Raw genomic sequence first — 21,434 nt, 5'->3', positions numbered from 1 at the left:
GAACCAGGATTTGGGACCGAGCAAGTTTCATGCGTGTTACGTACGCTCCCAAATCCTCGATCTTCCCGCGTGCCTCCTCAGGCGTAAGGGTTGGCGTAGCCGAGGCCCCGCAGAATGTTCGTCTCCGCCGTTTCCATCGCCTCGGCCTCGGCGTCGTCTTCGTGGTCCAGGCCCTGCAGATGCAGCATGCCGTGCACCACCAGATGGGCGAAATGGGCATCGAGCGACTTGCCCTGCTCGGCCGCTTCACGCACCACCACGGGGACGCACAGCACCAGATCGCCCATCAAGGGCATGCCTTCGACCGCCGGAGCGCCTCCTTCCTCACCATAGACGAAGGTCAGGACGTTGGTGGCGTAGTCCTTGCCGCGATACCCCAGGTTGAGCGCCCGCCCCTCGGTCTCGCCGACCAGCCGGACGGTAACCTCGGCGTCGGTGCGCAGCGCGGCCTGCGCCCAGCGCCGGATCTGGTGCTTCTTGGGGGCGGCCGCCTTGTCGCCACCGTCGAGCGCCTTCTGCACCTCCAGCGTCAGCACCGGCAGCTTGGCGGCCACCGGCAGGTCGATGTCGGCGACCTGCGGTTGCTGCACGACCTCGACCCGCAGCGCGACCGCATTGCACGCGCTCGGCTGGATCGTGATCACCGGCAGGTCGCCGTCGTCGTCCCCGGCCACGTCGGCTTCGATGTCGAGATGCGCCCACCCGTCGTTGGGCAGCGTCAGGGTCAGGCGGCGGCCGTCGCCGTAGTCGATCTCCAGGCGCTCGGCCTTGATCCGCGAGCTCTTGCCGGCGGCATCCACCGCGACGATGCGCACCCCGTCCGCCTGCTTAGGCATGTTCTTCACCTGCATCCTTCTTGTGGGCCTCGGCCTGTCGCGCCGCCTGGTTGTCATAGGCTTCGACGATGCGTGCGACCAGCGGATGGCGCACCACGTCTTCCTTCTTGAATTCGGTAAATGCGATCCCGCGCACGCCGGCAAGCACCTCGCGCGCCTCGCGCAGACCGCTGCGGGTGGCGCGCGGCAGATCGACCTGGGTGAGATCGCCCGTGACCACCGCCTTGGCGCCGAAACCGATGCGCGTGAGGAACATCTTCATCTGCTCGGGCGTCGTGTTCTGCGCCTCGTCGAGGATAATGAAGGCGTTGTTGAGCGTGCGCCCGCGCATGAAGGCCAGCGGGGCAATCTCGATGCTGCCGCGCTCGAAGAGCTTGGCCACGCGATCGAAGCCCATCAGATCGTAGAGGGCGTCGTAGAGCGGCCGCAGGTAGGGATCGACCTTCTGGGCGAGATCGCCGGGCAGGAAACCGAGGCGCTCGCCCGCTTCCACCGCGGGCCGGGTCAGGATGATGCGCTCGACCAGGTCGCGCTCGAAAGCGTCGACCGCGCTGGCCACCGCCAGATAGGTCTTGCCCGTGCCCGCCGGACCAATGCCGAAGGTGATGTCGTGATCCTGGATGTGGCGCAGGTATTCGACCTGGCGCGGGGTGCGACCGTGGAGTTCGGAGCGGCGCGTGAGCAGCGCCGGCGCCGGCAGCGGGTTCTCACCGCGATTGGCGATCTCGATCAGGCCGAGTTGCACGTCGTCCACCGTCAGGTCCTTCTCGGCGCGCTCGTAGAAGTGCTTGAGCGCCATCTCGCCGCGCAGCACCTGGGCGGGATGGCCGTGCAGCGTGAACTGTTCGCCACGGCGGGTCACGGTGATGTCGAAGGCGTTCTCGATCTGGCGCAGGTTCTCGTCCAGCACCCCGCACAAGCGCGCCAGCCGGAGGTTATCCACCGGCTCGAAGAACACTTCCAGAATCTTGGCCATCAGCTTTCCCGGGTAAGGATTTCGCCGCGCAGGCTGTGCGGCAGCGCCGAGGTGATCCGCACCTCGATGAACTGGCCGACGAGCCGGTCGCGGTGGGGCGACGGCGCCGGGAAGTTGACCACGCGATTGTTGTCGGTGCGCCCCATCAGTTCCTCGGCGCTCTTGCGCGAGACGCCCTCGACCAGGATGCGCTGCACGCTGCCCACCATCGACTGGCTGACCGCCTGGGCCTGTTCGTCGATGCGCTTTTGCAGCCGGGCAAGCCACGCCAGCTTGGTCTCCTGCGGCACCGGATCTTCGAGGTCCGCGGCGGGCGTGCCGGGTCGGGCGCTGTAGACAAAGCTGAAGGAGCCGTCGAAGCCGACCTCGTCGATCAGCTTCATCGTCTTCTCGAAATCTTCCTCGGTTTCGCCGGGGAAGCCGACGATGAAGTCGGACGACAGCGACAGGTCGGGGCGCGCCGAGCGCAGCTTGCGCACGATGGACTTGAACTCGAGCACCGAGTAGCCGCGCTTCATCGCCGCCAGGATGCGGTCGGAGCCCGACTGGACCGGCAGATGCAGCTGCGACACCAGCTTGGGGATCTTCACGTAGGCGTCGAACAGGCGCTGCGTCATCTCGCGCGGGTGCGAGGTCGTGTAGCGGATGCGCTCGATGCCGGGAATCTCCGCGACGCATTCGAGCAGGAAGGCAAAGTCGCCCTCCTCGCCCGCGTCACGCACGATCTCGCCGCGCCAGGCGTTGACGTTCTGGCCGAGCAGCGTCACTTCCTTGACGCCCTGCTCCGCCAGGCCGGCAATCTCCGCCAGCACGTCTTCGAGCGGGCGCGAGATCTCCTCGCCGCGGGTATAAGGCACGACGCAGAAGGTGCAGTACTTGGAACAGCCTTCCATGATCGACACGAAAGCGCTCGCCCCTTCGACCCGCGCGGGCGGCATGGCGTCGAACTTCTCGATCTCGGGAAACGAGATATCCACCTGCGAGCGGCCGCTCTGCTTGCGCGCCGCGATCAGCGCCGGCAGCCGGTGCAGGGTTTGCGGCCCGAAGACCACGTCCACATAAGGCGCGCGGGCGACGATGGCGTCGCCTTCCTGGCTCGCTACACAGCCACCGACACCGATGATGAGATCGGGCTTGAGCTGCTTCAGGTGCTTGACTCGCCCGAGGTCGTGGAACACCTTTTCCTGCGCCTTCTCGCGCACGGAGCAGGTGTTGAAGAGGATGACGTCCGCCTCCTCCGGGTTGTCCGTCTTGGCAATGCCTTCGCCGGCACCGAGCACGTCCGCCATCTTTTCGGAGTCGTACTCGTTCATCTGGCACCCGAAGGTGCGGATGTAGAGCTTCTTCATCGGGGAAATTCCGTTTACTGCTTGGGGTCGACCACCGCGATTTCCGCCGGGGTAAGCACCCACACCCGGTGCACCTGGCCCGCGTTGTCGATTTGCGCCCGCACCTTGTACTCGCCGGCAATGGCCGTCGGCATCACGATGCGGTTGTCGGTGTCGCGAATCTGCGCGCCGGGACTCAGCGTCAGCACGCGATCGCTCTTGAAGAAACTGCCTGCCTTGATCTTCACCGTTCCCGCCCCCGCAAAGACCATCACCACGCGCTGGGCGTCGGGCGGAAAGCTGCGGGTCAGCGACGCCAGCACCCCACCGGCCGCGAGCGGCAGCAGCAGAAGGACAACGAAGAGGGAGCGAAGCGCGCGCAAGGAAGGGCCCGCAGAACGCGGCAGACAAAAAGGGGGAGCGCCGATGATCACCGAAGCACCTCCCCCTGTCAATTCAAACCCCTTTATAAATCAAGCCCTCTGCTCAACTTCCGCACAGTCGCCGGGGGACCGCCGTCCGCGCGACCGCCGCCCACGTATTGACGGCACCCTCCGCAACCCGCTATATTCGCGCGCTCGGTTGGTGATGTAGCTCAGACGGTTAGAGCGACGGATTCATAACCCGTAGGTCGGCGGTTCGATTCCGCCCATCACCACCACAAAAATTTCAAGCCCCTGTTTTCGCGGCGTTTGCCGTGACCACAGGGGCTTTTCATTTCCCGCGTCGATCACACGAAAGTCGTATCGACCCCTTGGAAGCGAAAATCCCGCCACCGGGCGGGATTTCCGTACATGGCGACCGGAAGGCTCAGGCAGGCACCGACGTCCGGATCAGGTGATCGAAGGCCGCCAGCGAGGCCTTTGATCCCTCACCCATCGCGATGATGATCTGCTTGTACGGCACCGTGGTGCAGTCGCCCGCGGCGAATACGCCCGGCACCGAGGTCTGACCCTTGGCATCGACGATGATCTCCCCGAAGCGGGTGAGTTCGACCGTGCCCTTCAGGAAGTCGGTGTTGGGCAGCAGACCGATCTGCACGAAGATGCCTTCCAGCTCCAGGCGCTTTTCTTCGCCGCTCACGCGGTCCTTGTACACCAGGCCATTCACCTTTTCGGCCCCGGTCACCTCGGTGGTCTGTGCGCTCTTGATCACCGTGACGTTGGGCAGGCTGGCGAGCTTCTTCTGCAGCACCGCGTCCGCACGCAGGGTGTCGGCAAATTCCAGCAGCGTGACATGGGCGACGATGCCGGCGAGATCGATCGCGGCTTCAACGCCGGAGTTGCCGCCGCCGATCACCGCCACGCGCTTGCCCTTGAACAGCGGGCCGTCGCAGTGCGGGCAGTAAGCCACGCCCTTGCCGCGGTATTCCTTTTCGCCCGGCACGTTCATTTCGCGCCAGCGCGCCCCGGTCGCCAGAATCACCGTCTTCGCCTTCAGCGTGCCACCGTTTTCAAGCCTGACCTCGTGGATGTCGCCCGGCACCAGTGCGGTCGCCCGCTGCAGGTTCATCACGTCGACCTCGTACTGCTTGACGTGCTCCTCCAGCGCCATCGCGAGCTTCGGACCTTCGGTTTCCTTCACCGAGATGAAGTTCTCGATCGCGAGCGTGTCCATCACCTGGCCGCCGAAGCGTTCGGCCAGCACGCCGGTGCGGATGCCCTTGCGCGCCGCGTAGATCGCCGCCGCGGCGCCCGCCGGACCGCCGCCGACGACGAGCACGTCGAACACGTCCTTGGCGGAGAGCTTGGCCGCGTCGCGCTTGGCCGCACCGGTGTCGATCTTGGCGAGGATTTCACCGAGTTCCATGCGGCCGGCGCCAAACTCCTGGCCGTTGAGATAGACGGTGGGCACCGCCATGATCTGGCGCTTCTCGACCTCTTCCTGGAACACGCCGCCGTCGATCATGGTGTGGCGGATGTTGGGGTTGAGGATGGACAGCAGGTTCAAGGCCTGCACCACGTCCGGGCAGTTGTGGCAGGACAGCGAGATGTAGGTCTCGAAGTTGAACTCGCCTTCGAGCGCCTTGATCTGCTCGATCACGTCGGCTTCGACCTTCGGCGGATAACCCGCCGACTGCAGCAGCGCGAGGATGAGCGAGGTGAATTCGTGGCCCATCGGCAGGCCGGCAAAGCGCACGCGCGCCTCTCCGCCCTTGGGGCCGACCGAGAACGAGGGCTTGCGCTCATTGTCGTCGCGCCGCTCGATCACGGTGATCAGGTGGGACTGCTCGGCGACGTCGGCCAGCAGTTCCTGCATTTCGCGCGACTTCGCGCCATCGTCCAGCGACGCCACGATCTCGATCGGCTGCGTCACCCGCTCCAGATAGGCTTTCAGTTGAGTCTTGATGTTGGCGTCCAGCATGATGATTTTTCCTTGCTTGTTCGGCGCCGCCGGTGTTTTCGGCAGCCAGATACGACACAGCCGGCGCATGGCCGGCTGCAGAGCACATCGCCCCGGGCCGGATGGGCCCGGGCAGATTGCAGCGGCTGCTTAGATCTTGCCAACCAGGTCGATGGACGGAGCCAGCGTCTTTTCGCCTTCCTTCCACTTGGCCGGGCAGACTTCGTTCGGGTGCGAGGCGACGTATTGGGCGGCCTTCAGCTTGCGCACGGTTTCGGTGACATCGCGGGCGATGGCGTTGTCGTGCACTTCCATGGTCTTGATGACGCCTTCCGGGTTGATGATGAAGGTGCCGCGCAGCGCCAGGCCTTCTTCGGCGATATGCACGTCGAAGGCGTTGGTCAGCGCGTGGGTCGGGTCACCAACCAGCGCGAACTTGGCCTTGCCCACGGCGGGCGAGGTTTCGTGCCACACCTTGTGGGAGAAGTGGGTGTCGGTGGTGACGATGTACACCTCGGCACCGGCCTTCTCGAACTCGGCGTAGTGTTCAGCCGCATCTTCGATTTCGGTCGGGCAGTTGAAGGTGAAGGCGGCCGGCATGAAGATCAGCACGGACCACTTGCCCTTCAGGTCGGCGTCGGTCACTTCGATGAACTTGCCGTTCTTGTAGGCTTGGGCTTTGAAAGGCTGGACTTGGGTGTTGATCAGGGACATTGCGTATCCTCCAAAACAGGGTGAGTGGAACGGCGTGACAAAACTCTATGGCTGAAGTTTAAGACCGGGGCCTGAATTGCTCTAATTGATTATCAGGATACCGCTCATTGATAACAACTATGAGAAGCTTCGAGCGCCCTCAGTGACCTCGCATGTTCCACTTTACCTATATGGCAACACCGCCGGGCCGATTTCAAGCCCCGGCGAGGTGTCGCCGCACCGAGATCGCCGCCCCCATCCAGCCCAGCACCGCGGCAAAGGCCACTACCACCGCCGACTCCACCGCCCCCGGCCCGCTCAGCGCGAACACCGCGCCGTAGCTTTCCGCCAGGGCTGCAACCGGACGCTCCAGCGCCTTCACCCCCAGCCACACCGTGCCCAGCGCCACCAGCCCGCCGAGCGCGCCCTGCAGGCTGCCGAACCAGTAGAACGGCCGGCGGATGAACGGGTCGGTTGCGCCAAGCAGGCGGCTGACTTCGATCTCGGCGCGCTGCGTCATGATCTGCAGGCGGATGGTGTTGAAGGTGACGATCACGAGCGCCAGCCCCAACAGTGCCGCGAGCATCAGCACCGCGGAGCGCCCCAGCCCGAGCAGCGCATGCAGGCGTTTGACCCAGGCGGAATCGACCTGCACGTGGGCGACCGCCGGCCAGCCCTTCATCTGGGTCGCGAGCCGGTCGAACAGCGCCGGATCCTCCCCGCGCGGGCTGACGATGAAGGCATCCGGCAGCGGATTGGCGGCCAGCCCCCCGAGCACATCGCCCAGCCCGCTGCGCTCCAGTTGTTTGAGCGCCTCGTCGCGCGATACGTAGCGATAGCTCGCCAGTGCCGCCTCGGCCTTCAGGTTCCGGTCGACCGCGGCCACCTGTGCCGCGCCGGCGCCGGGCGCCATGAAGACGCTGATCTCGGGCGTACCCGAGACACCGCGGACCAGCGACGAGACGTTGTCGAGCAGCAGATAGCCGCCCGCAGGCAGGGACAGTGCGATGCCAACCACCAGCGCCGACAGCAGCGTGCAGAGCGGTTGGCTGGCCAGCCGCCGCAGCGCGTGGGCGATCGCACGCAGGTGAAGATAGAGCCAGTGGATCATGCGGCCTCCGCGAGCAAGCCTTTGCTCAGCATCAGGCGGCGCGGAGCGTTCTCGGCAAACAGACTGGCGTCATGGGTGGACACCAGCACCGTGACACCTGCGCTATGGAAGGACTTGAACAGCGCGGCGATACCCGCCGCCGAGGCCGGATCGAGGTGCGCAGTGGGTTCGTCGGCGATCAGGACGCTCGGGCGGTTGACCACCGCGCGCGCAATCGCCACGCGCTGTTGCTCGCCGCCCGAAAGACCGGCCGGCATTTCCTTCTCGCGGCCCGCCAGACCCACCCGCTCCAGCGCCGCCGTGGCCCTTTTGGCGGCATCACGCGGCGGGTGACCCGTGATGACCAGCGGCAGCATCACGTTGTCGAACACGTTGCGGTCGAACAGCAGGCGGCTTTCCTGCAGCACCAGCCCGAGGTTGCGCCGCAGGTAGGGAATCGCGCGGCGCGGCAGGCGGGACACATCCTCGCCGTTGATCCGGACGGTTCCCGCGGTGGGCCGCTCGATGACGGGGATGAGCTTGAGCAGCGTGCTCTTGCCCGCGCCGGAATGGCCCGACAACACCACCAGTTCGCCACGCGCGATCTCGAAACTGACCCCGGCCAGCGCGGTGTAGCCGCCGGCGTAGCGCTTGGCCACCTGCTCGAACGCGATCATGCCGAGGCGTCGCCGCGCTTGGTCGCCCCCGAGGGGGACGGCTCGAACAAGGCATCGATGAACTCGCGGGCCTTGAACGGCTGCAGGTCGTCGATGCCCTCGCCCACGCCAATGAAGCGTAGCGGCTTGGGGCACTGGCGCGCGATCGCCGCGACGACCCCGCCTTTCGCGGTGCCGTCGAGCTTGGTGACGACCAGGCCGGTGACGCCGATCGCGGCATCGAAGGCCTTGACCTGTGCCAGCGCGTTCTGGCCGATGTTGGCGTCCAGCACCAGCACGACCTCGTGCGGGCCGCTGGCATCCGCCTTGGCGATCACGCGCCGCACCTTGGCGATCTCCTCCATCAGGTGCAGTTGCGTGGGCAGCCGGCCCGCGGTGTCGGCGAGTACGATGTCGATGCCGCGCGCACGGGCGGCATTGATCGCATCGAAGATCACCGCGGCCGCATCGCCGCCGTCCTGAGCGATCACGGTGACGTTGTTGCGCTCGCCCCAGGTCATCAGCTGCTCGCGCGCGGCGGCGCGGAAGGTGTCGCCGGCCGCCAGCAGCACGCTCTTGCCCTGGGCCTGGAAATACTTGGCAAGCTTGCCGATCGAGGTCGTCTTGCCCGAGCCATTCACCCCCGCGATCATGATGATGTAGGGCTTGTGACCGGACACGTCCAGCGGCTGCTCCAGCGGCGCGATGATCTTGTGCAGCGCATCGGCCAACGCCGCCTGCAACTGGTCGGCGGTTTCCAGCCGGTCGCGCTTCCAGCTCAGACGCAGTTCATCGAGCAGATACTGGGTGGCGTCGACACCGCAGTCCGCCATCAACAGGGTCGTTTCCAGCTCTTCGAGCAGATCCTCGTCGATCTTGCGGCGCCCGAACAGGTTGGCCAGCCCCCCGCCGAGCTGCTGGCGCGTGCGCGCCAGGCCGGCCTTGAGGCGTTCGCCCCAGGAAAGCTTGGGTGCGGCCGCCGGCTCGGCGGGCGCAGTGACGGGCTGGGCCGGGACGGACTGGGCCGGGGCGGGCGAAATCGGCGCGGGAGCAGCGACGGGCGCGTCGGCAGCGATCGCCGGGGCCTGCTCCGCAGACGGCGACGCGGGCTGCGGATCGCGCCCGGCAGGTTCGGGCTTGCCGGACTTCTTGAAGAAACCAAACATGGGCGCTCGGGTCAGAGGGGGCGTTCGTACACGGCAGCCCGGCTTGCAGCACGCTGCAACGCGGCCGCCACGACCGGATGCCAGGTGCCGGCGAGGCACGGCGTTCCGGATAAGGCTAAGATGCGGCTCCCCGGCGGACGGGTGGGCTCCGCCCTCGAAAAGCGCCGCGAATTCTACCAGATGCAGGACATCCCCATGTTTCGGCTGACCTTTCCGCGCACACTCCTTTTCGCCGCCGTCCTGCTGGGCGGCGCCGTCCAGGCCGCGTCCGCACCGGACGCGAACACCTTCGAAACCACGCTTCCCAACGGGATGAAGGTCATTGTCAAGGAAGACCGTCGCGCCCCGTCCGCGGTCCATATGGTGTGGTACCGCAGCGGCTCGATGGACGAGCCGGACGGCGTGTCCGGCGTCGCCCACGTGCTCGAACACATGATGTTCAAGGGCACCAAGAAGGTCGGCCCGGGCGAGTTCAACAAGCGCGTGGCCGAACTCGGCGGCCGCGACAACGCCTTCACCAGCAAGGACTACACCGCCTACTTCCAGCAGATTCCGCCTTCGCACCTGGATGCCGTGATGGCACTCGAAGCGGACCGCATGCGCAACCTCGTCATCACCGACGCCGAGTTCGGGCGCGAGGTCGAGGTCGTGAAGGAAGAGCGCCGCCTGCGCACCGACGACCAGCCGCGCGCGCTGGTTCATGAGCAGCTGATGGCGACGGCCTTCCAGGCGCACCCCTACCGGCGGCCGATCATTGGCTGGATGAGCGACCTCGACGGCATGACCGCGAGCGACGCGCGCACCTGGTACAAGCGCTGGTACGCGCCCAACAATGCCTACCTCGTCGTCGTCGGCGATGTCTCGCACGAAGCGGTGTTCCGCCAGGCGCGCGAACACTACGGCGTGATCCCGGCACGGCAACTGCCCCCCCGCCGCGTGCCGGCCGAACCGGAGCAGCGCGGCACGCGCCATGCCACCGTCAAGGCCCCTGCGGAGCTGCCCTACCTGGCACTTGCATGGCACGCGCCGGCACTGCGCAACCCCGCTGCCGACCGCGACGCCTATGCGCTGCAGGTGCTGGCCGCGGTGCTGGATGGCTACGACGGCGCCCGCCTCACCCGCAGACTGGTGCGCGACAGCCGCGTTGCGGTGTCGGCCGGTGCCGGCTACGACGCCACCGGCCGCGGTCCGGCGCTGTTCTACCTGGACGGCGTGCCGGCGCCGGGCAAAACCATGGACGACCTGGAGGCGGCGCTGCGTGCGGAGATCCAGCGCATTCGCGACGAAGGTGTGGGCGAGGACGAGCTGGCCCGCGTAAAGACCCAGGCGGTTGCCGCACAGGTCTACAAGCGCGACTCGCTGATGGGGCAGGCGATGGAAATCGGCTTCCTCGAAGCCTCCAACCTGTCGTGGCGCGACGATGAACGGTTGCTGGACGGCCTGCGCAGCGTCACCGCGGAGGAGGTTCGCAGCGTTGCGCAACGCTATTTCGGCGACGACACCCTGACCGCGGCCCGCCTGTTCCCGCTGCCGATGGACAACAACGCGCCCCGCCCTGCCGCAGCCCCCGCCGCCCTCCGTCACTGAGCGTCCAGCCCCGACCGCGAGCCTGACCATGACAACGACACTTCCGCGTCCGCTCCCCCGTCCGTTTGCCTTCCTGCTCGGCGTGCTCCTGCTCGCCGTAGCCCACACTGCCCTCGCCGCGCCGCGCATCGAGCAATGGAACACCGCCGCCGGCGCCCGCGTGCTCTTCGTCGAGAACCATGCGCTGCCCATGGTGGATGTGCAGATCGACTTTGCCGCCGGCAGTGCAGCCGACCCGGCGGCCAAGGCCGGACTCGCCAGCCTGGTGCGCAGCCTGCTCGACGCCGGCACCGCCACGCTCGACGAACAGGCGATCGCCGACCGCAGCGCCGATATCGGTGCCCAGATCGGCGGCAGCACGGACCTCGACCGCAGCAGCCTGTCGGTCCGCAGCCTGTCGTCGGCCCGCGAGCGTGACGCCGCGGTGGCGCTGGCCGCCGAGCTGCTCGCGCGTCCGGTCTTTCCCGCCCAGGTGCTGGAGCGGGAGCGGGCCCGCGCGATCGCCGGACTGCGCGAATCGCTGACGCGCCCGGCCACGCTCGCCGCGCGCCGCTTCAATGCGGCGGTCTATCCCAACCACCCCTACGGCACCAACGTCACCGAAGAGTCGCTGGCCGCGGTCAGCCGCGAAGACCTGGTCGCCTTTCACCGCCGCTACTACGCCGCCACCGGGGCCTCGATCGCCATCGTCGGCGACGTCGACCGCGCGACCGCCGAGCAGATCGCGCTGCGGCTCACCGAGGGCCTGCCCCGCACCGCGCCGCCGGCGCCGCTGCCTCCCCCCGCGCTGCCCACGGCCGGCGAAACCCACATTCCGCATCCGTCCGCCCAGGCTCACATCCTCGTCGGACAACCCGGCATGTCGCGCCAGGACCCGGACTACTTTCCGCTGCTGGTCGGCAACTACACCCTGGGCGGTGGCGGCTTCGTCTCCCGCCTGACCTCTGAAGTCCGCGAGAAGCGCGGCTTCGCGTACAGCGTCTATAGCTATTTCGTGCCGCAGCAGGTCGCCGGCATCTTCCAGATCGGCCTGCAGACACGCGGCAGCCAGGCCGGCGAGGCGCTGGACGTGGTGCGCCGCACGCTCGCGGGCTTCATCGCCGAAGGCCCCACCGCGGCGGAACTGAAAAGCGCGAAGGACAACCTGATCAACGGCTTCGGCCTGCGGCTCGACTCGAACCGGAAGATCCTCGACCACGTCGCCATGATCGGCTTCTACCGCCTGCCGCTGGACTGGCTCGACACCTATCCGCGCAAGGTGGAGGCCGTGACTGCGGAGCAGGTTCGCGACGCCTTCGCGCGGCGAGTGCGTCCCGAGCACATGGTGACCGTGGTGGCCGGCGGCGATGGCGATACCCAGGCCAAGGCCGCGGCACGGTGAGCCGGGTCCGTATCGTGGGCGGGACCTGGCGTTCCCGCCTGCTCGATGTCGCCGCGGTTGAGGGCCTGCGCCCCACCCCCGACCGCGTACGCGAAACGCTGTTCAACTGGCTGGGGCAACGCCTGGACGGGCTGCGCTGCCTGGACCTCTTCGCCGGCACCGGCATTCTCGGCTTCGAAGCCGCATCGCGCGGGGCCGAGGCGGTCACCCTGGTGGAGCAGAACCCGCGTGCGCTCGACGCACTGCACAAGGCCGCAATAACCCTTCAGGCCTCGCAGGTAGAGATCGTGCGCGGCGATGCGGTAAGATTCCTGCAGAACACGACGGCCAGGTTCGACGTGGTATTTCTCGACCCACCCTACCATCAGGGCTGGCTCGACCGCGTGGAACCCTGGCTCGACCGCGTGCTCGACAAGGACGGCTGGCTCTACGCAGAAGCTGAAACGCCGCTCGACCGGCTGGGCAAGTGGCAGACGCTCAAGCAGGGGCACGCCGGCCTGGTCCATTACCACCTGATGCAGAGGGCAGACGAATGAGGGATGGGGTCGCGATCTACCCGGGGACCTTCGATCCCTTCACCCGCGGGCACGAGGACCTCGTACGACGGGCCTCGCTGCTGTTCGATCAGGTCGTGGTCGGCGTGGCCGAGAGCCGTGGCAAGGCGCCGATCTTCACGCTCGAAGAACGCGTGGAGATCGCACGCGAGGTCGTCAAACCCTTTCCGAATGTCCGCGTCGCGGGCTTCGACGGGCTGCTGATGGATTTCCTGCGCGCCCAGAATGGCCGGGTTATCCTGCGCGGCCTGCGGGCGGTGTCGGACTTCGAGTACGAGTTCCAGATGGCGGGCATGAACCGGAAACTTTTTCCGGACGTCGAAACCGTATTCCTCACGCCCGCGGAGGAGTACATGTTCATCTCTGCGACGATGGTGAGGGAAATCGCCCGCCTCGGCGGCGACGTCAGCAAGTTCGTTCAACCGAGCGTACTGACGCAACTGCAGCAGAAAGTAAGTTCAAAGCGATAGCAAGGAAGCGACAAACATGTCACTGATCATTACCGACGAATGCATCAACTGCGACGTCTGTGAACCCGAATGCCCGAACGGCGCCATTTCCCAGGGCGACGAGATCTACCAGATCGACCCGAACAAGTGCACCGAGTGCGTCGGCCACTTCGATGAGCCGCAGTGCCAGCAGGTGTGCCCGGTGGACTGTATCCCGCACGACCCGGATCACCAGGAAACCAAGGACCAGCTGATGCAGAAGTTCCTCAAGCTCAGCGCCGCGGCCAAGGCCTGATTTCCGGCTGGCCGAAAACGACAAGGGCGAGCCCGCGGGCTCGCCCTTGTCGTTTCCGGATCGTGCGTCAGGCAACCCGCTCGAGCGCCTGCGGCGCCGGAGCCTGACGCAGCGGCACGCCGAGCGCGTCCGCGATACCCGCCTCGATCCCGGCCAGTTCGTCCATCAGCGCCTGCACCCCGGCCTCGGCCTGGCGCAACTCCTCCACGCGGTCCTCCAGCGTGTCGGTGGCCTGATGGATGCGCTTCACGCTGTCCAGGCGGCGCTTGAGCTGCAGCTGATACTCGCGCACCTGGGTTTCCAGCGGCGACATCACCGCGCGCAGCCACTGCTCGACATCGCGATTGGCCAGTTCGAAGGTCCGACGCGCCTGCAGCGCGACGGTTTCGAAGAACTTCTGTGTCAGCGTGTGCTTCTCGGTGGTGACGAGAGTGAAGGTGTTGTTGATCTGGCGGTTGAAGCCCTTTTCGAGGCGGTCGAGTTCCTGCTCGTAGCGAAGCGTGGAAAACGCTTCGGGCGCGTTCAGCTTGAGGCCGTGTTCCACGCTGAAGCGCTTGTACATGGCCTCGAGCATGCGGCTGATTTCGCCGATGTCCTCGGTCGAGCGCTGCAGATTCGCGCGCAGATTGGCGAAGAAGCCCTCCATCGCCTCGCTCAGGCCACGCGAGAAGGTGGACTCGAGCATCGCCTCCCGGGTACGCCGGGTTTCATCGCGCAAGGTATCCAGCCCGAGGTGCGCCAGCAGCGTATTGGTCATGGTCGAAAACACCGAGCGCACCGCGTAGTACTTCTGCAGCCCCTCTTCAAACTCGTCCTTTTCCGCGCGGATCTTGCGCATCATGTACTCGATGACGCTCTGGTTCTTGCCGCGCAGGTCGGTCAGTTCCTGCAACTGCTCGCGCACGCCGTCCAGCCGTGCCTGCAGCAGCGCGCGCGTCTGGTCGACCAGCTCGGTGGTTTCGCCCAGCGTGTTGTCACGCACGATGTCCTGCTTGGTGGGCAGCAGGTCCTCGGTCAGCGCACGTTCGAGCAGCGGCAGGCGGCTGCGTTCAAGCAGCGCGGCATCGCGGGTCACCCGTGCCACCAGCCCCTTCTGCGCCGACACCGGAAATACCGTCGCCGGCTCGATCTCCAGGGTTTCGGCGACATTGGCCACCTGCCGATCCAGTTCGGCGTCGATCCGCGCCTGGTCGCGCAGGCCGTCCCACAGGCCGTCGATCTTGTTGAGTACGACGAGGCGCCCCTTCTGGCCGCCCGCCCCCGCATGCACGTAATGCCGCCACACCGCGAGGTCGCTGTGGGTGACGCCGGTATCCGCGGCGAGGATGAACAGCACCGCGTGCGCATTGGGCAGCATCGACAGGGTCAGCTCCGGCTCCGCGCCGATCGCGTTCAGCCCCGGGGTATCGAGCACCACCAGACCCTGTTCGAGCAGCGGATGCGGAAACTGGATGACCGCGTGGCGCCAGCGCGGAATCTCGACCAGGCCATCGCCGCCGGGCTTCAGGCCTTCCTCGCCGGAGGGGTCGACCTTGAAGCCCAACTGCTCGGCTTCGGCCTGCCCGACGCGCTCGGTTTCACCCACGCGCGCCAACGCTTCCTGCAGCTCGGTCGCGGAGTCCGCCTTCAGCGGCGTGATCGACCAATGGTCGTCGGCATGCTTGAGTTCGCCCACGGGCGCCTGGAGCGCGCGCGTACGGATCGGCAGCAGGCGAAGTTCGGGGCGCGCGCCGGCCTGCCATTGCAGTTCTGTCGGGCACATCGTGGTGCGCCCTGCGCTGGACGGCAGGATGCGATCGCCGAAGTCGGAAAAGAAGATCGCGTTGATCAGCTCGGACTTGCCGCGCGAGAACTCCGCCACGAAGGCCACCGTCAGGCGGTCGTCGCGCAGGCGGTCGAGCAGGTACTGCAGCCGCAGATCGCCGTGGGCATCGCCGACCTCGTTGCGGGTCAGCCAGCTGCGCAGGCGCGAGATCGCGTCGCTGGCGCCGGTACGCCACCGGCTGTAGGCGGAAAACTGGTCAACGAGATTCATTCCACACCCCCGATTCCACATGCATTTTCTGCGGCAAAAAACACCGTCAGCATAGCGCCCTTCGCGACCGGCTTCCACGCCGTCGGTCGGACCGCGGGCAGCGGCCGGCATCGCCGTCGCTATTCAGGCGCGGCGCTGGCAGCGCGGACAGAAGAAGGTCGCGCGCTGGCCGCTGACGAAGCGGCGGATGACGCTGCCGCACACGCGGCAGGCTTCGCCTTCACGGTCGTAAGCGAAATACTGCTGCTGGAAGTATCCGGGCCGGCCGTCGCCGCCGACGAAATCGCGCAGGGTGCTGCCGCCCGCGGCGATCGCTTCGGTTAGCGTTTCCTTCACCGCCAGCACCAGCCGCGCCGCGCGCTGCGGCCCGATCGCACCCGCCGGCTCCAGCGGATGGATACGCGACCGGAACAGGCTTTCGGAGGCGTAGATGTTGCCCACGCCGACCACCCGCCGGCCATCCATCAGCACATGCTTGATGGGGGCCCGCAGGCCGCGGGTCGCGGCCACCCAGTAGCGCGCATCGAACGCGTCGTCCAGCGGCTCCGGCCCCAGCCCGGCCAGCAGCGGGTGGGCGACGGCGCCGCCCTCCTGCCAGAGCACCATGCCGAAACGCCGCGGGTCGCGCAGCCGCAGCGAAGTCTCGCCGAACACCAGGTCGAGATGGTCGTGCTTGCCGGCCGGCTCCCCCGCCGCGACCACCCGCAGACTGCCCGACATGCCGAGATGCACGACAAGCCCGCCGCGATCGAAATCGAGCAACAGGTACTTCGCCCGCCGCGACACGCTGGCGAGCACCTGGCCCGCGGCGAGCTGGGCAAGGTTGTCCGGCACCGGCACGCGCAGCCGCGGGTTTCGCACCACGACCGCGCTCAGGCGCCGACCTTCGACATGAGGGCGCACGCCGCGGCAGGTGGTTTCCACTTCGGGCAGTTCGGGCATCGGGACTCCGGATCGACTCGGCGCGCACCGACTTGCGGGGCGCCTTGCAAAGTACCTACCATGAGGCGAACGGAATTCTAGAACACCCCTCCAATGGCCGACATCCCGCCCGGACCCATCCCGGGCGCGCCACCGTCCACCGGACTACACGCATGAAATGCTCTCCTTCGCGATTCGCCGCAAGCGCGGCGCTGGCCGTCGCCGCCACGCTGTTCGGCGCCCTTCCCGCGAGTGCTCAGGCCCCGGCGCGCGACTCCCGTGAGTCGCTGCCCAACCAGGAACTCAGCCCCAATGTGCTGTACCAGTTCCTGCTCGCCGAAATCGCCGGCGCCCGCGGCCAGATCGGCCTGTCCACCCGGCTCTACCTTGAACTGGCCCGCAGCACCCGGGATCCCCGCATCGCCCGCCGCGCGACCGAAATCGCGCTGTTCTCGCGCAACGCCGAAGCCGCCACCCAGGCGGCCCGGCTCTGGGCCGAGATTTCGCCGCAGTCGGAAGAAGCACGGCGCATCCTCGACACGGTCGCGACGGGGCGCGAAAGCCGGCTCGACGAGATCCAGATCCAGCTGGCGCGGGCGCTGGCGCAAAACCCCGAGCACCTCGCGCAGAACCTGATGGGCCTCAACCGCGCGCTCACGCGCGTGCAGGACAAGCAACTGACGCGGGACCTGGTGTGGCGCCTCACCGAACCCTATCTCGAGCAACCCGAGGCGCACTTCGCGCGCGCGCAGGCCGCCATCCTGGCGGACAACGCCATGGAGGCAGCGGCCGAGATCGACCGCGCCCTGAACCTGCGTGCCGATTGGGAGCCGGGCATCCTGTTCAAGGCGCAGCTGCTGCAGCAGGCCGGCGCGCACGAAGAAGCGGCCGCCTTGCTGGCGCGCCAGCTCGAACGCACCCCCGACAGCACCTCGCTGCGCCTCGCCCACGCCCGGGCGCTGGTCGGTGCGCGCCAGTTCGAGGCCGCCCGCGGCGAGTTCCGCCGCCTGCTCGACGCCGCCCCGGACGACCGCGACCTGATGTACGCCAACGCGCTGCTCGCGCAGCAACTCGATGACGACGCGGCCGCCGAAGCGCTGTTCTCCCGCGCGCTCGAAGCCGGCCACCCGGAAGCCGACGCAATCCGGATCAACCTGGGTCAGCTCGCCGACAAGCGCGGCGACCCCGCGGGCGCGCGGCGCTGGTACGAACAGGTCGGCCCCGGGCGTCATTTCGGCGAGGCGCGGATACGCCTGGCACAAGCACTCGCAAAGGACGGCAAGCTGGACGAGGCACGCCGCATCCTGCGCGAGGAAGGCGGCGACGAGGACGCGCGCCGCCGCTTCATCCTGGCCGAAGCCCAGTTGCTGCGCGATGCGGACCGGAGTGCGGAAGCGCTGCAGGTCGTGGACCAGGCATTGCGCGGCGCACCGGACGACACCGACCTGCTCTACGAATCGGCCATGCTGGCCGAACGGCTGGACCGCATGGAAGTGATGGAAGGCCGGCTGCGCAAGGTCATCGCGCTCGCCCCGGACCACGCCCACGCCTACAACGCGCTCGGTTACTCGCTGGCGGACCGCGGTCAACGCCTGGAGGAAGCGCAGCAGCTGATCGAGCGCGCACTCGAACTCTCGCCCGAAGACCCCTTCATTCTCGACAGTCTCGGTTGGGTGCGTTTCCGCCAGGGCCACCTGCAGGATGCCGCCACACACCTGCAACGGGCCTACGGCATCCGCGCGGACCCCGAGATTGCCGCCCACCTGGGCGAAGTGCTGTGGCGCCTGGACCGCCGCGAGGACGCCAACCGGCTGTTCGACGAAGCCTTGCGCGCCCATCCCGACAACACCGTGCTGCGCGACACCGCCGTGCGCCTGCGCAAGCCATGAGGCCGGCTCGCCGATTCCTCGCGGCGCTGGCCTGCGTCGCGGGCGCACTGCTGTCCGCCTGCGCCACGCCGACGCCGCGCGCCGAACGCGCGGTACTCCGCGAAGTCAGCGCGCAGTTTTTCCTCGGCGGCCGGATGTCCGCCAGCGACGGCAATCAGGGCGCCAGCGGACGGATCGAATGGCAGCACGACGCCGCGGGCGACGAGGTGACCGTCTATTCGCCACTGGGGCAGATTGCCGCGCGCCTGATCAGTTCGCCGACCGGCGCCGAGCTGCTGACCAGCGACGGCCAGCGCTACCAGGCGGAAAACGCCGAGGCCCTGATGCCGCGCGTGTTCGGCTTTGGCGTGCCGGTTTCGCGCCTGGCGCACTGGGTGCAGGCCGCGCCGCCGCCGGGCGCCGAAGTGCGCGAACTGGACGCGGCGGGCCGCCCGGCGCTGGTGATCGATCAGGGCTGGCGCGTCGATTATCTCGAGTATCCGGATACGCGCGCCCGCACACTCCCCACCCGGGTAGAAGTCTCCCGCGGCGACGCACGCATCCGGCTGATCATCGACCAGTGGGAGCTGCTGCAATGACCAACAGCGGTGTCCTCGCCGGCTGCCCCGCGCCGGCCAAGCTGAACCTGTTCCTGCATGTCGTCGGACGCCGCGACGACGGCTACCACCTGCTGCAGACCGCATTCCGGCTGCTCGACTGGGGCGACCGCCTGGACTTCCGCGTGCGCGACGACGGCCTCATCCGCCGCACCAACCAGGTGGCCGGCGTCGCCGAGGACGACGATCTGGTCGTGCGCGCCGCGCGCCGCCTGCAGCAGGCCACAGGCACGCCGCTCGGTGCGGACATCACGCTGCACAAGGTATTACCAATGGGAGGGGGCGTCGGCGGTGGCAGTTCGGACGCCGCGACCACACTGATTGCGCTCAACCATCTGTGGCAGACCGGCCTCACCCGCGCCGACCTGCAACAGCTCGGGCTCGCGCTCGGCGCTGACGTTCCGTTCTTCATCTATGGCCGCGACGCCTTTGCCGAGGGCGTGGGCGAAGCCTTCCAGCCGCTGGCGCTGCCTGCAGCCGTGTATGTGGTGCTGTCACCAGAGGTCAGCGTGCCCACCGCCGAGATTTTTTCAGCAAAGGGCTTGACTCGGGATACACCCCCAATCAGAATAGCGGACTTCGCAGCGAGCCCTACCCGAAACGACTTACAAGCAACGGCCTGTAGTCGATATCCGGAAGTAGGACGGGCAATAAACTGGCTGGAGCACTACGCACCAGCGCGGATGACCGGCTCAGGCGCATGCGTGTTTGCCGAGGTGGCTTCGGAAATCGAAGCAGACGAAATCGTCAGCCTCTGTCCCGCACGCTGGAAAGCCTGGAAGGCGAAAAGCCTGGCGCGGCATCCGTTGTACGGTTTGCTCGACTAGCTGACGAAAAAGGTTTCTTGGGGAGTCGCCAAGTCGGTTAAGGCACCGGATTTTGATTCCGGCATTCGAGGGTTCGAATCCTTCCTCCCCAGCCAAACGACGACGGGCAGGCCACGGGCCTGCCCGTGTTGTTTTTGACTACGGTTTCATTCTTTCGGCATCGGAGATTCGGTCATGCCCTACGGCAGCCTGATGGTCTTCACCGGCAACGCCAATCCCAAGCTCGCTGCCGACGTGGCGCGTCGCCTGGGCATCTCCCTCGGTTCGGTCACGGTGGGCCGCTTCTCCGACGGCGAGGTCAACGTCGAACTGCTCGAAAACGTCCGCGGCAAGGACGTCTTCATCCTGCAGCCGACCTGTGCGCCCACCAACGAAAACCTGATGGAACTGCTGGTGCTGGTCGACGCGCTGAAGCGCGCCTCCGCCGGCCGCATCACCGCCGCCATCCCCTACTTCGGCTACGCCCGCCAGGACCGCCGCCCGCGCTCGGCGCGGGTACCGATCACGGCCAAGGTCGTCGCCAACATGCTGCAGGCCGTCGGCGTTCAGCGCGTGCTGACGATGGACCTGCACGCCGACCAGATCCAGGGCTTCTTCGACATCCCGGTCGATAACGTCTATGCCGCACCGGTGCTGCTGGCCGACCTCGACAAGCAGAAGTACGACGACCTGATGGTGGTGTCGCCGGACGTCGGCGGCGTGGTGCGTGCGCGCGCCTTCGCCAAGCGCATGGAATGCGACCTGGCGATCATCGACAAGCGCCGCCCGAAAGCCAACGTGTCCGAAGTCATGAACATCATTGGTGAGGTGGACGGCCGCACCTGTGTGATCATGGACGACATCGTCGATACCGCCGGCACGCTGTGCAAGGCCGCCAGCGCGCTCAAGGAACACGGCGCCAAGCGCGTGCTCGCCTACTGTACCCACGCGGTGCTGTCCGGCGCCGCGGTGTCGCGCATCAACGACTCCGAACTCGACGAACTCGTCGTCACCGACACCATCCCGCTGCGCGACGACGCCAAGGCCAGCTCGCGCATCCGCCAAGTCTCGGTCGCCTCGCTGCTGGCCGACACGGTGCTGCGGATCAGCAACGAGGAATCGGTTTCCTCGCTGTTCATGGAATAAGTTTCGAACCGCGGCCCAGCCGCGGTTTTTCCATCTTCGCCTGGTCGCGGGCGAAGGTTCTTCAACCAGGAGTTTTTCAACATGACCATCGAATTCAACGCTACCAAGCGCGAAGGACAGGGATCGAGTGCGAGCCGCCGCCTGCGTCGCGCCGCTCAAGTGCCGGGCATCATCTACGGTGCCGGCAAGGATGCCCAGCCGATCACGCTCGACCACAACGAGCTGTACCACCTGCTGAAGAAGGAAGCCTTCCACGCCTCCGTGCTGTCGATCAACGTCGAAGGCGCCAAGGAAACCGTGGTGCTGCGTGACACCCAGTGGCACGCCTACAAGCAGCAAGTGCTGCACATCGACTTCCAGCGCGTCGACGCTTCGCAGAAGCTGCACCTGAAGGTGCCGCTGCACTTCGTGAACGGCGACAACGCCCCCGCGGTCAAGCTCGGCGGCAACATCATCGCCCACGTCATGACCGAACTCGACGTCCAGTGCCTGCCGTCCTCGCTGCCTGAGTTCATCGAAGTCGACCTCGCCGCGCTCGAAGCCGGCCAGTCGATCCACGTGTCCCAGCTCAAGCTGCCGGCCGGCGTCGAAGCCGTCCACCACGGCGAAGGCGACCCGGTGGTGGCCTCGGCCCAGACCACCCGTGGCGCGGCTGCCGCCGAAGGCGAAGGCGAAGCGGCCTAAGGC

General features: G+C 67.1%; 21 protein-coding genes and 2 tRNA genes. 12 read left to right on the top strand and 11 right to left on the bottom strand.

What is annotated here, in order from left to right:
* Window positions 1-77 precede the first annotated feature (77 nt).
* The 4 genes from ybeY to dqs_RS04165 are packed head-to-tail and all read right to left on the bottom strand — an operon-like array spanning window position 78 to window position 3,574.
* On the bottom strand, window positions 78-836 hold the full coding sequence (gene ybeY / locus dqs_RS04180) for an rRNA maturation RNase YbeY (RefSeq protein WP_065341636.1): 759 nt from the start codon (window positions 834-836) through the stop codon (window positions 78-80).
* Window positions 829-1,812: a PhoH family protein gene (locus dqs_RS04175; RefSeq protein WP_065339749.1), complete on the bottom strand. Its 984-nt coding sequence runs from the start codon at window positions 1,810-1,812 to the stop codon at window positions 829-831. Before dqs_RS04175 ends, ybeY begins: the two co-directional genes overlap by 8 nt.
* A complete protein-coding gene (gene miaB / locus dqs_RS04170; protein ID WP_065339748.1) occupies window positions 1,812-3,161 on the bottom strand; it encodes a tRNA (N6-isopentenyl adenosine(37)-C2)-methylthiotransferase MiaB in 1,350 nt (449 codons plus the stop codon). Before miaB ends, dqs_RS04175 begins: the two co-directional genes overlap by 1 nt.
* 14 nt (window positions 3,162-3,175) lie before the next feature.
* The gene (locus tag dqs_RS04165; protein WP_232502217.1) at window positions 3,176-3,574 is read right to left on the bottom strand and encodes a hypothetical protein; all 399 of its coding nucleotides are present in this window, start codon (window positions 3,572-3,574) and stop codon (window positions 3,176-3,178) included.
* Between the two features lie 150 nt (window positions 3,575-3,724).
* Here dqs_RS04165 and dqs_RS04160 point away from each other — a divergent pair.
* Window positions 3,725-3,801 (top strand) — tRNA-Met (locus tag dqs_RS04160).
* 149 nt (window positions 3,802-3,950) lie between these two features.
* Here the strand turns inward: dqs_RS04160 and ahpF are convergent.
* The 5 genes from ahpF to ftsY form a co-directional block, all read right to left on the bottom strand.
* Entirely contained in the window at window positions 3,951-5,504 is a 1,554-nt protein-coding gene (gene ahpF / locus dqs_RS04155) for an alkyl hydroperoxide reductase subunit F (RefSeq protein WP_011764504.1), read from the bottom strand.
* 129 nt (window positions 5,505-5,633) lie between these two features.
* Window positions 5,634-6,197, bottom strand: a complete 564-nt coding sequence (gene ahpC / locus dqs_RS04150) for an alkyl hydroperoxide reductase subunit C (RefSeq protein WP_011764503.1) — start codon at window positions 6,195-6,197, stop codon at window positions 5,634-5,636.
* Window positions 6,198-6,390: 193 nt separating this feature from the next.
* Entirely contained in the window at window positions 6,391-7,287 is an 897-nt protein-coding gene (ftsX, locus tag dqs_RS04145; RefSeq protein WP_065339747.1) for a permease-like cell division protein FtsX, read from the bottom strand.
* Window positions 7,284-7,943, bottom strand: a complete 660-nt coding sequence (locus dqs_RS04140) for a cell division ATP-binding protein FtsE (protein WP_065339746.1) — start codon at window positions 7,941-7,943, stop codon at window positions 7,284-7,286. The genes ftsX and dqs_RS04140 overlap by 4 nt, the downstream gene beginning before the upstream one ends.
* Window positions 7,940-9,088, bottom strand: a complete 1,149-nt coding sequence (ftsY, locus tag dqs_RS04135; protein WP_065339745.1) for a signal recognition particle-docking protein FtsY — start codon at window positions 9,086-9,088, stop codon at window positions 7,940-7,942. The genes dqs_RS04140 and ftsY overlap by 4 nt, the downstream gene beginning before the upstream one ends.
* Window positions 9,089-9,283: 195 nt before the next feature.
* On the opposite strand from ftsY, the gene dqs_RS04130 reads away from it, so the two are divergent.
* From dqs_RS04130 to dqs_RS04110, 5 genes are read left to right on the top strand one after another with little or no spacing between them, the layout of a single operon-like run.
* Window positions 9,284-10,675 carry a M16 family metallopeptidase gene (locus dqs_RS04130; protein ID WP_065341635.1) on the top strand — a complete coding sequence of 464 codons (1,392 nt, stop codon included), beginning with the start codon at window positions 9,284-9,286 and terminating at the stop codon, window positions 10,673-10,675.
* A 28-nt stretch (window positions 10,676-10,703) separates the two neighbouring features.
* Complete coding sequence (locus tag dqs_RS04125) at window positions 10,704-12,056, top strand: M16 family metallopeptidase (RefSeq protein ID WP_011764498.1); 1,353 nt, start codon at window positions 10,704-10,706, stop codon at window positions 12,054-12,056.
* Window positions 12,053-12,592, top strand: a complete 540-nt coding sequence (rsmD, locus tag dqs_RS04120; RefSeq protein ID WP_065339744.1) for a 16S rRNA (guanine(966)-N(2))-methyltransferase RsmD — start codon at window positions 12,053-12,055, stop codon at window positions 12,590-12,592. The genes dqs_RS04125 and rsmD overlap by 4 nt, the downstream gene beginning before the upstream one ends.
* A complete protein-coding gene (gene coaD / locus dqs_RS04115; RefSeq protein WP_011764496.1) occupies window positions 12,589-13,080 on the top strand; it encodes a pantetheine-phosphate adenylyltransferase in 492 nt (163 codons plus the stop codon). The genes rsmD and coaD overlap by 4 nt, the downstream gene beginning before the upstream one ends.
* A 16-nt stretch (window positions 13,081-13,096) precedes the next feature.
* Window positions 13,097-13,354, top strand: coding sequence for a YfhL family 4Fe-4S dicluster ferredoxin (locus dqs_RS04110; RefSeq protein WP_011764495.1), 258 nt, complete (start codon window positions 13,097-13,099; stop codon window positions 13,352-13,354).
* Between the two features lie 67 nt (window positions 13,355-13,421).
* Here dqs_RS04110 and dqs_RS04105 read toward each other — a convergent pair whose 3' ends face one another.
* Together dqs_RS04105 and mutM are read right to left on the bottom strand one after the other, a co-directional pair.
* On the bottom strand, window positions 13,422-15,389 hold the full coding sequence (locus dqs_RS04105; protein ID WP_065339743.1) for a dynamin family protein: 1,968 nt from the start codon (window positions 15,387-15,389) through the stop codon (window positions 13,422-13,424).
* Window positions 15,390-15,512: 123 nt separating this feature from the next.
* Window positions 15,513-16,331: a bifunctional DNA-formamidopyrimidine glycosylase/DNA-(apurinic or apyrimidinic site) lyase gene (gene mutM / locus dqs_RS04100; RefSeq protein ID WP_011764493.1), complete on the bottom strand. Its 819-nt coding sequence runs from the start codon at window positions 16,329-16,331 to the stop codon at window positions 15,513-15,515.
* Between the two features lie 152 nt (window positions 16,332-16,483).
* Here mutM and dqs_RS04095 point away from each other — a divergent pair, with 152 nt between their 5' ends.
* From dqs_RS04095 to dqs_RS04070, 6 genes are all read left to right on the top strand, one after another.
* On the top strand, window positions 16,484-18,199 hold the full coding sequence (locus tag dqs_RS04095) for a tetratricopeptide repeat protein (protein WP_065339742.1): 1,716 nt from the start codon (window positions 16,484-16,486) through the stop codon (window positions 18,197-18,199).
* Entirely contained in the window at window positions 18,196-18,777 is a 582-nt protein-coding gene (gene lolB / locus dqs_RS04090; RefSeq protein ID WP_084018213.1) for a lipoprotein insertase outer membrane protein LolB, read from the top strand. Before dqs_RS04095 ends, lolB begins: the two co-directional genes overlap by 4 nt.
* Window positions 18,774-19,622, top strand: a complete 849-nt coding sequence (ispE, locus tag dqs_RS04085) for a 4-(cytidine 5'-diphospho)-2-C-methyl-D-erythritol kinase (protein ID WP_065339740.1) — start codon at window positions 18,774-18,776, stop codon at window positions 19,620-19,622. The genes lolB and ispE overlap by 4 nt, the downstream gene beginning before the upstream one ends.
* Before the next feature lie 18 nt (window positions 19,623-19,640).
* A tRNA-Gln gene (locus dqs_RS04080) sits at window positions 19,641-19,717 on the top strand.
* A 79-nt stretch (window positions 19,718-19,796) separates the two neighbouring features.
* Window positions 19,797-20,747 carry a ribose-phosphate pyrophosphokinase gene (locus tag dqs_RS04075; protein WP_011764489.1) on the top strand — a complete coding sequence of 317 codons (951 nt, stop codon included), beginning with the start codon at window positions 19,797-19,799 and terminating at the stop codon, window positions 20,745-20,747.
* Between the two features lie 81 nt (window positions 20,748-20,828).
* Window positions 20,829-21,431: a 50S ribosomal protein L25/general stress protein Ctc gene (locus dqs_RS04070; RefSeq protein WP_011764488.1), complete on the top strand. Its 603-nt coding sequence runs from the start codon at window positions 20,829-20,831 to the stop codon at window positions 21,429-21,431.
* Window positions 21,432-21,434: the final 3 nt, after the last annotated feature.

The organism is Azoarcus olearius, assembly GCF_001682385.1.
GTDB classification, from domain to species: domain Bacteria; phylum Pseudomonadota; class Gammaproteobacteria; order Burkholderiales; family Rhodocyclaceae; genus Azoarcus; species Azoarcus olearius.
Note: the sequence above shows the minus strand (reverse complement) of the source record. Positions and strands in the feature narration are given on the sequence as shown.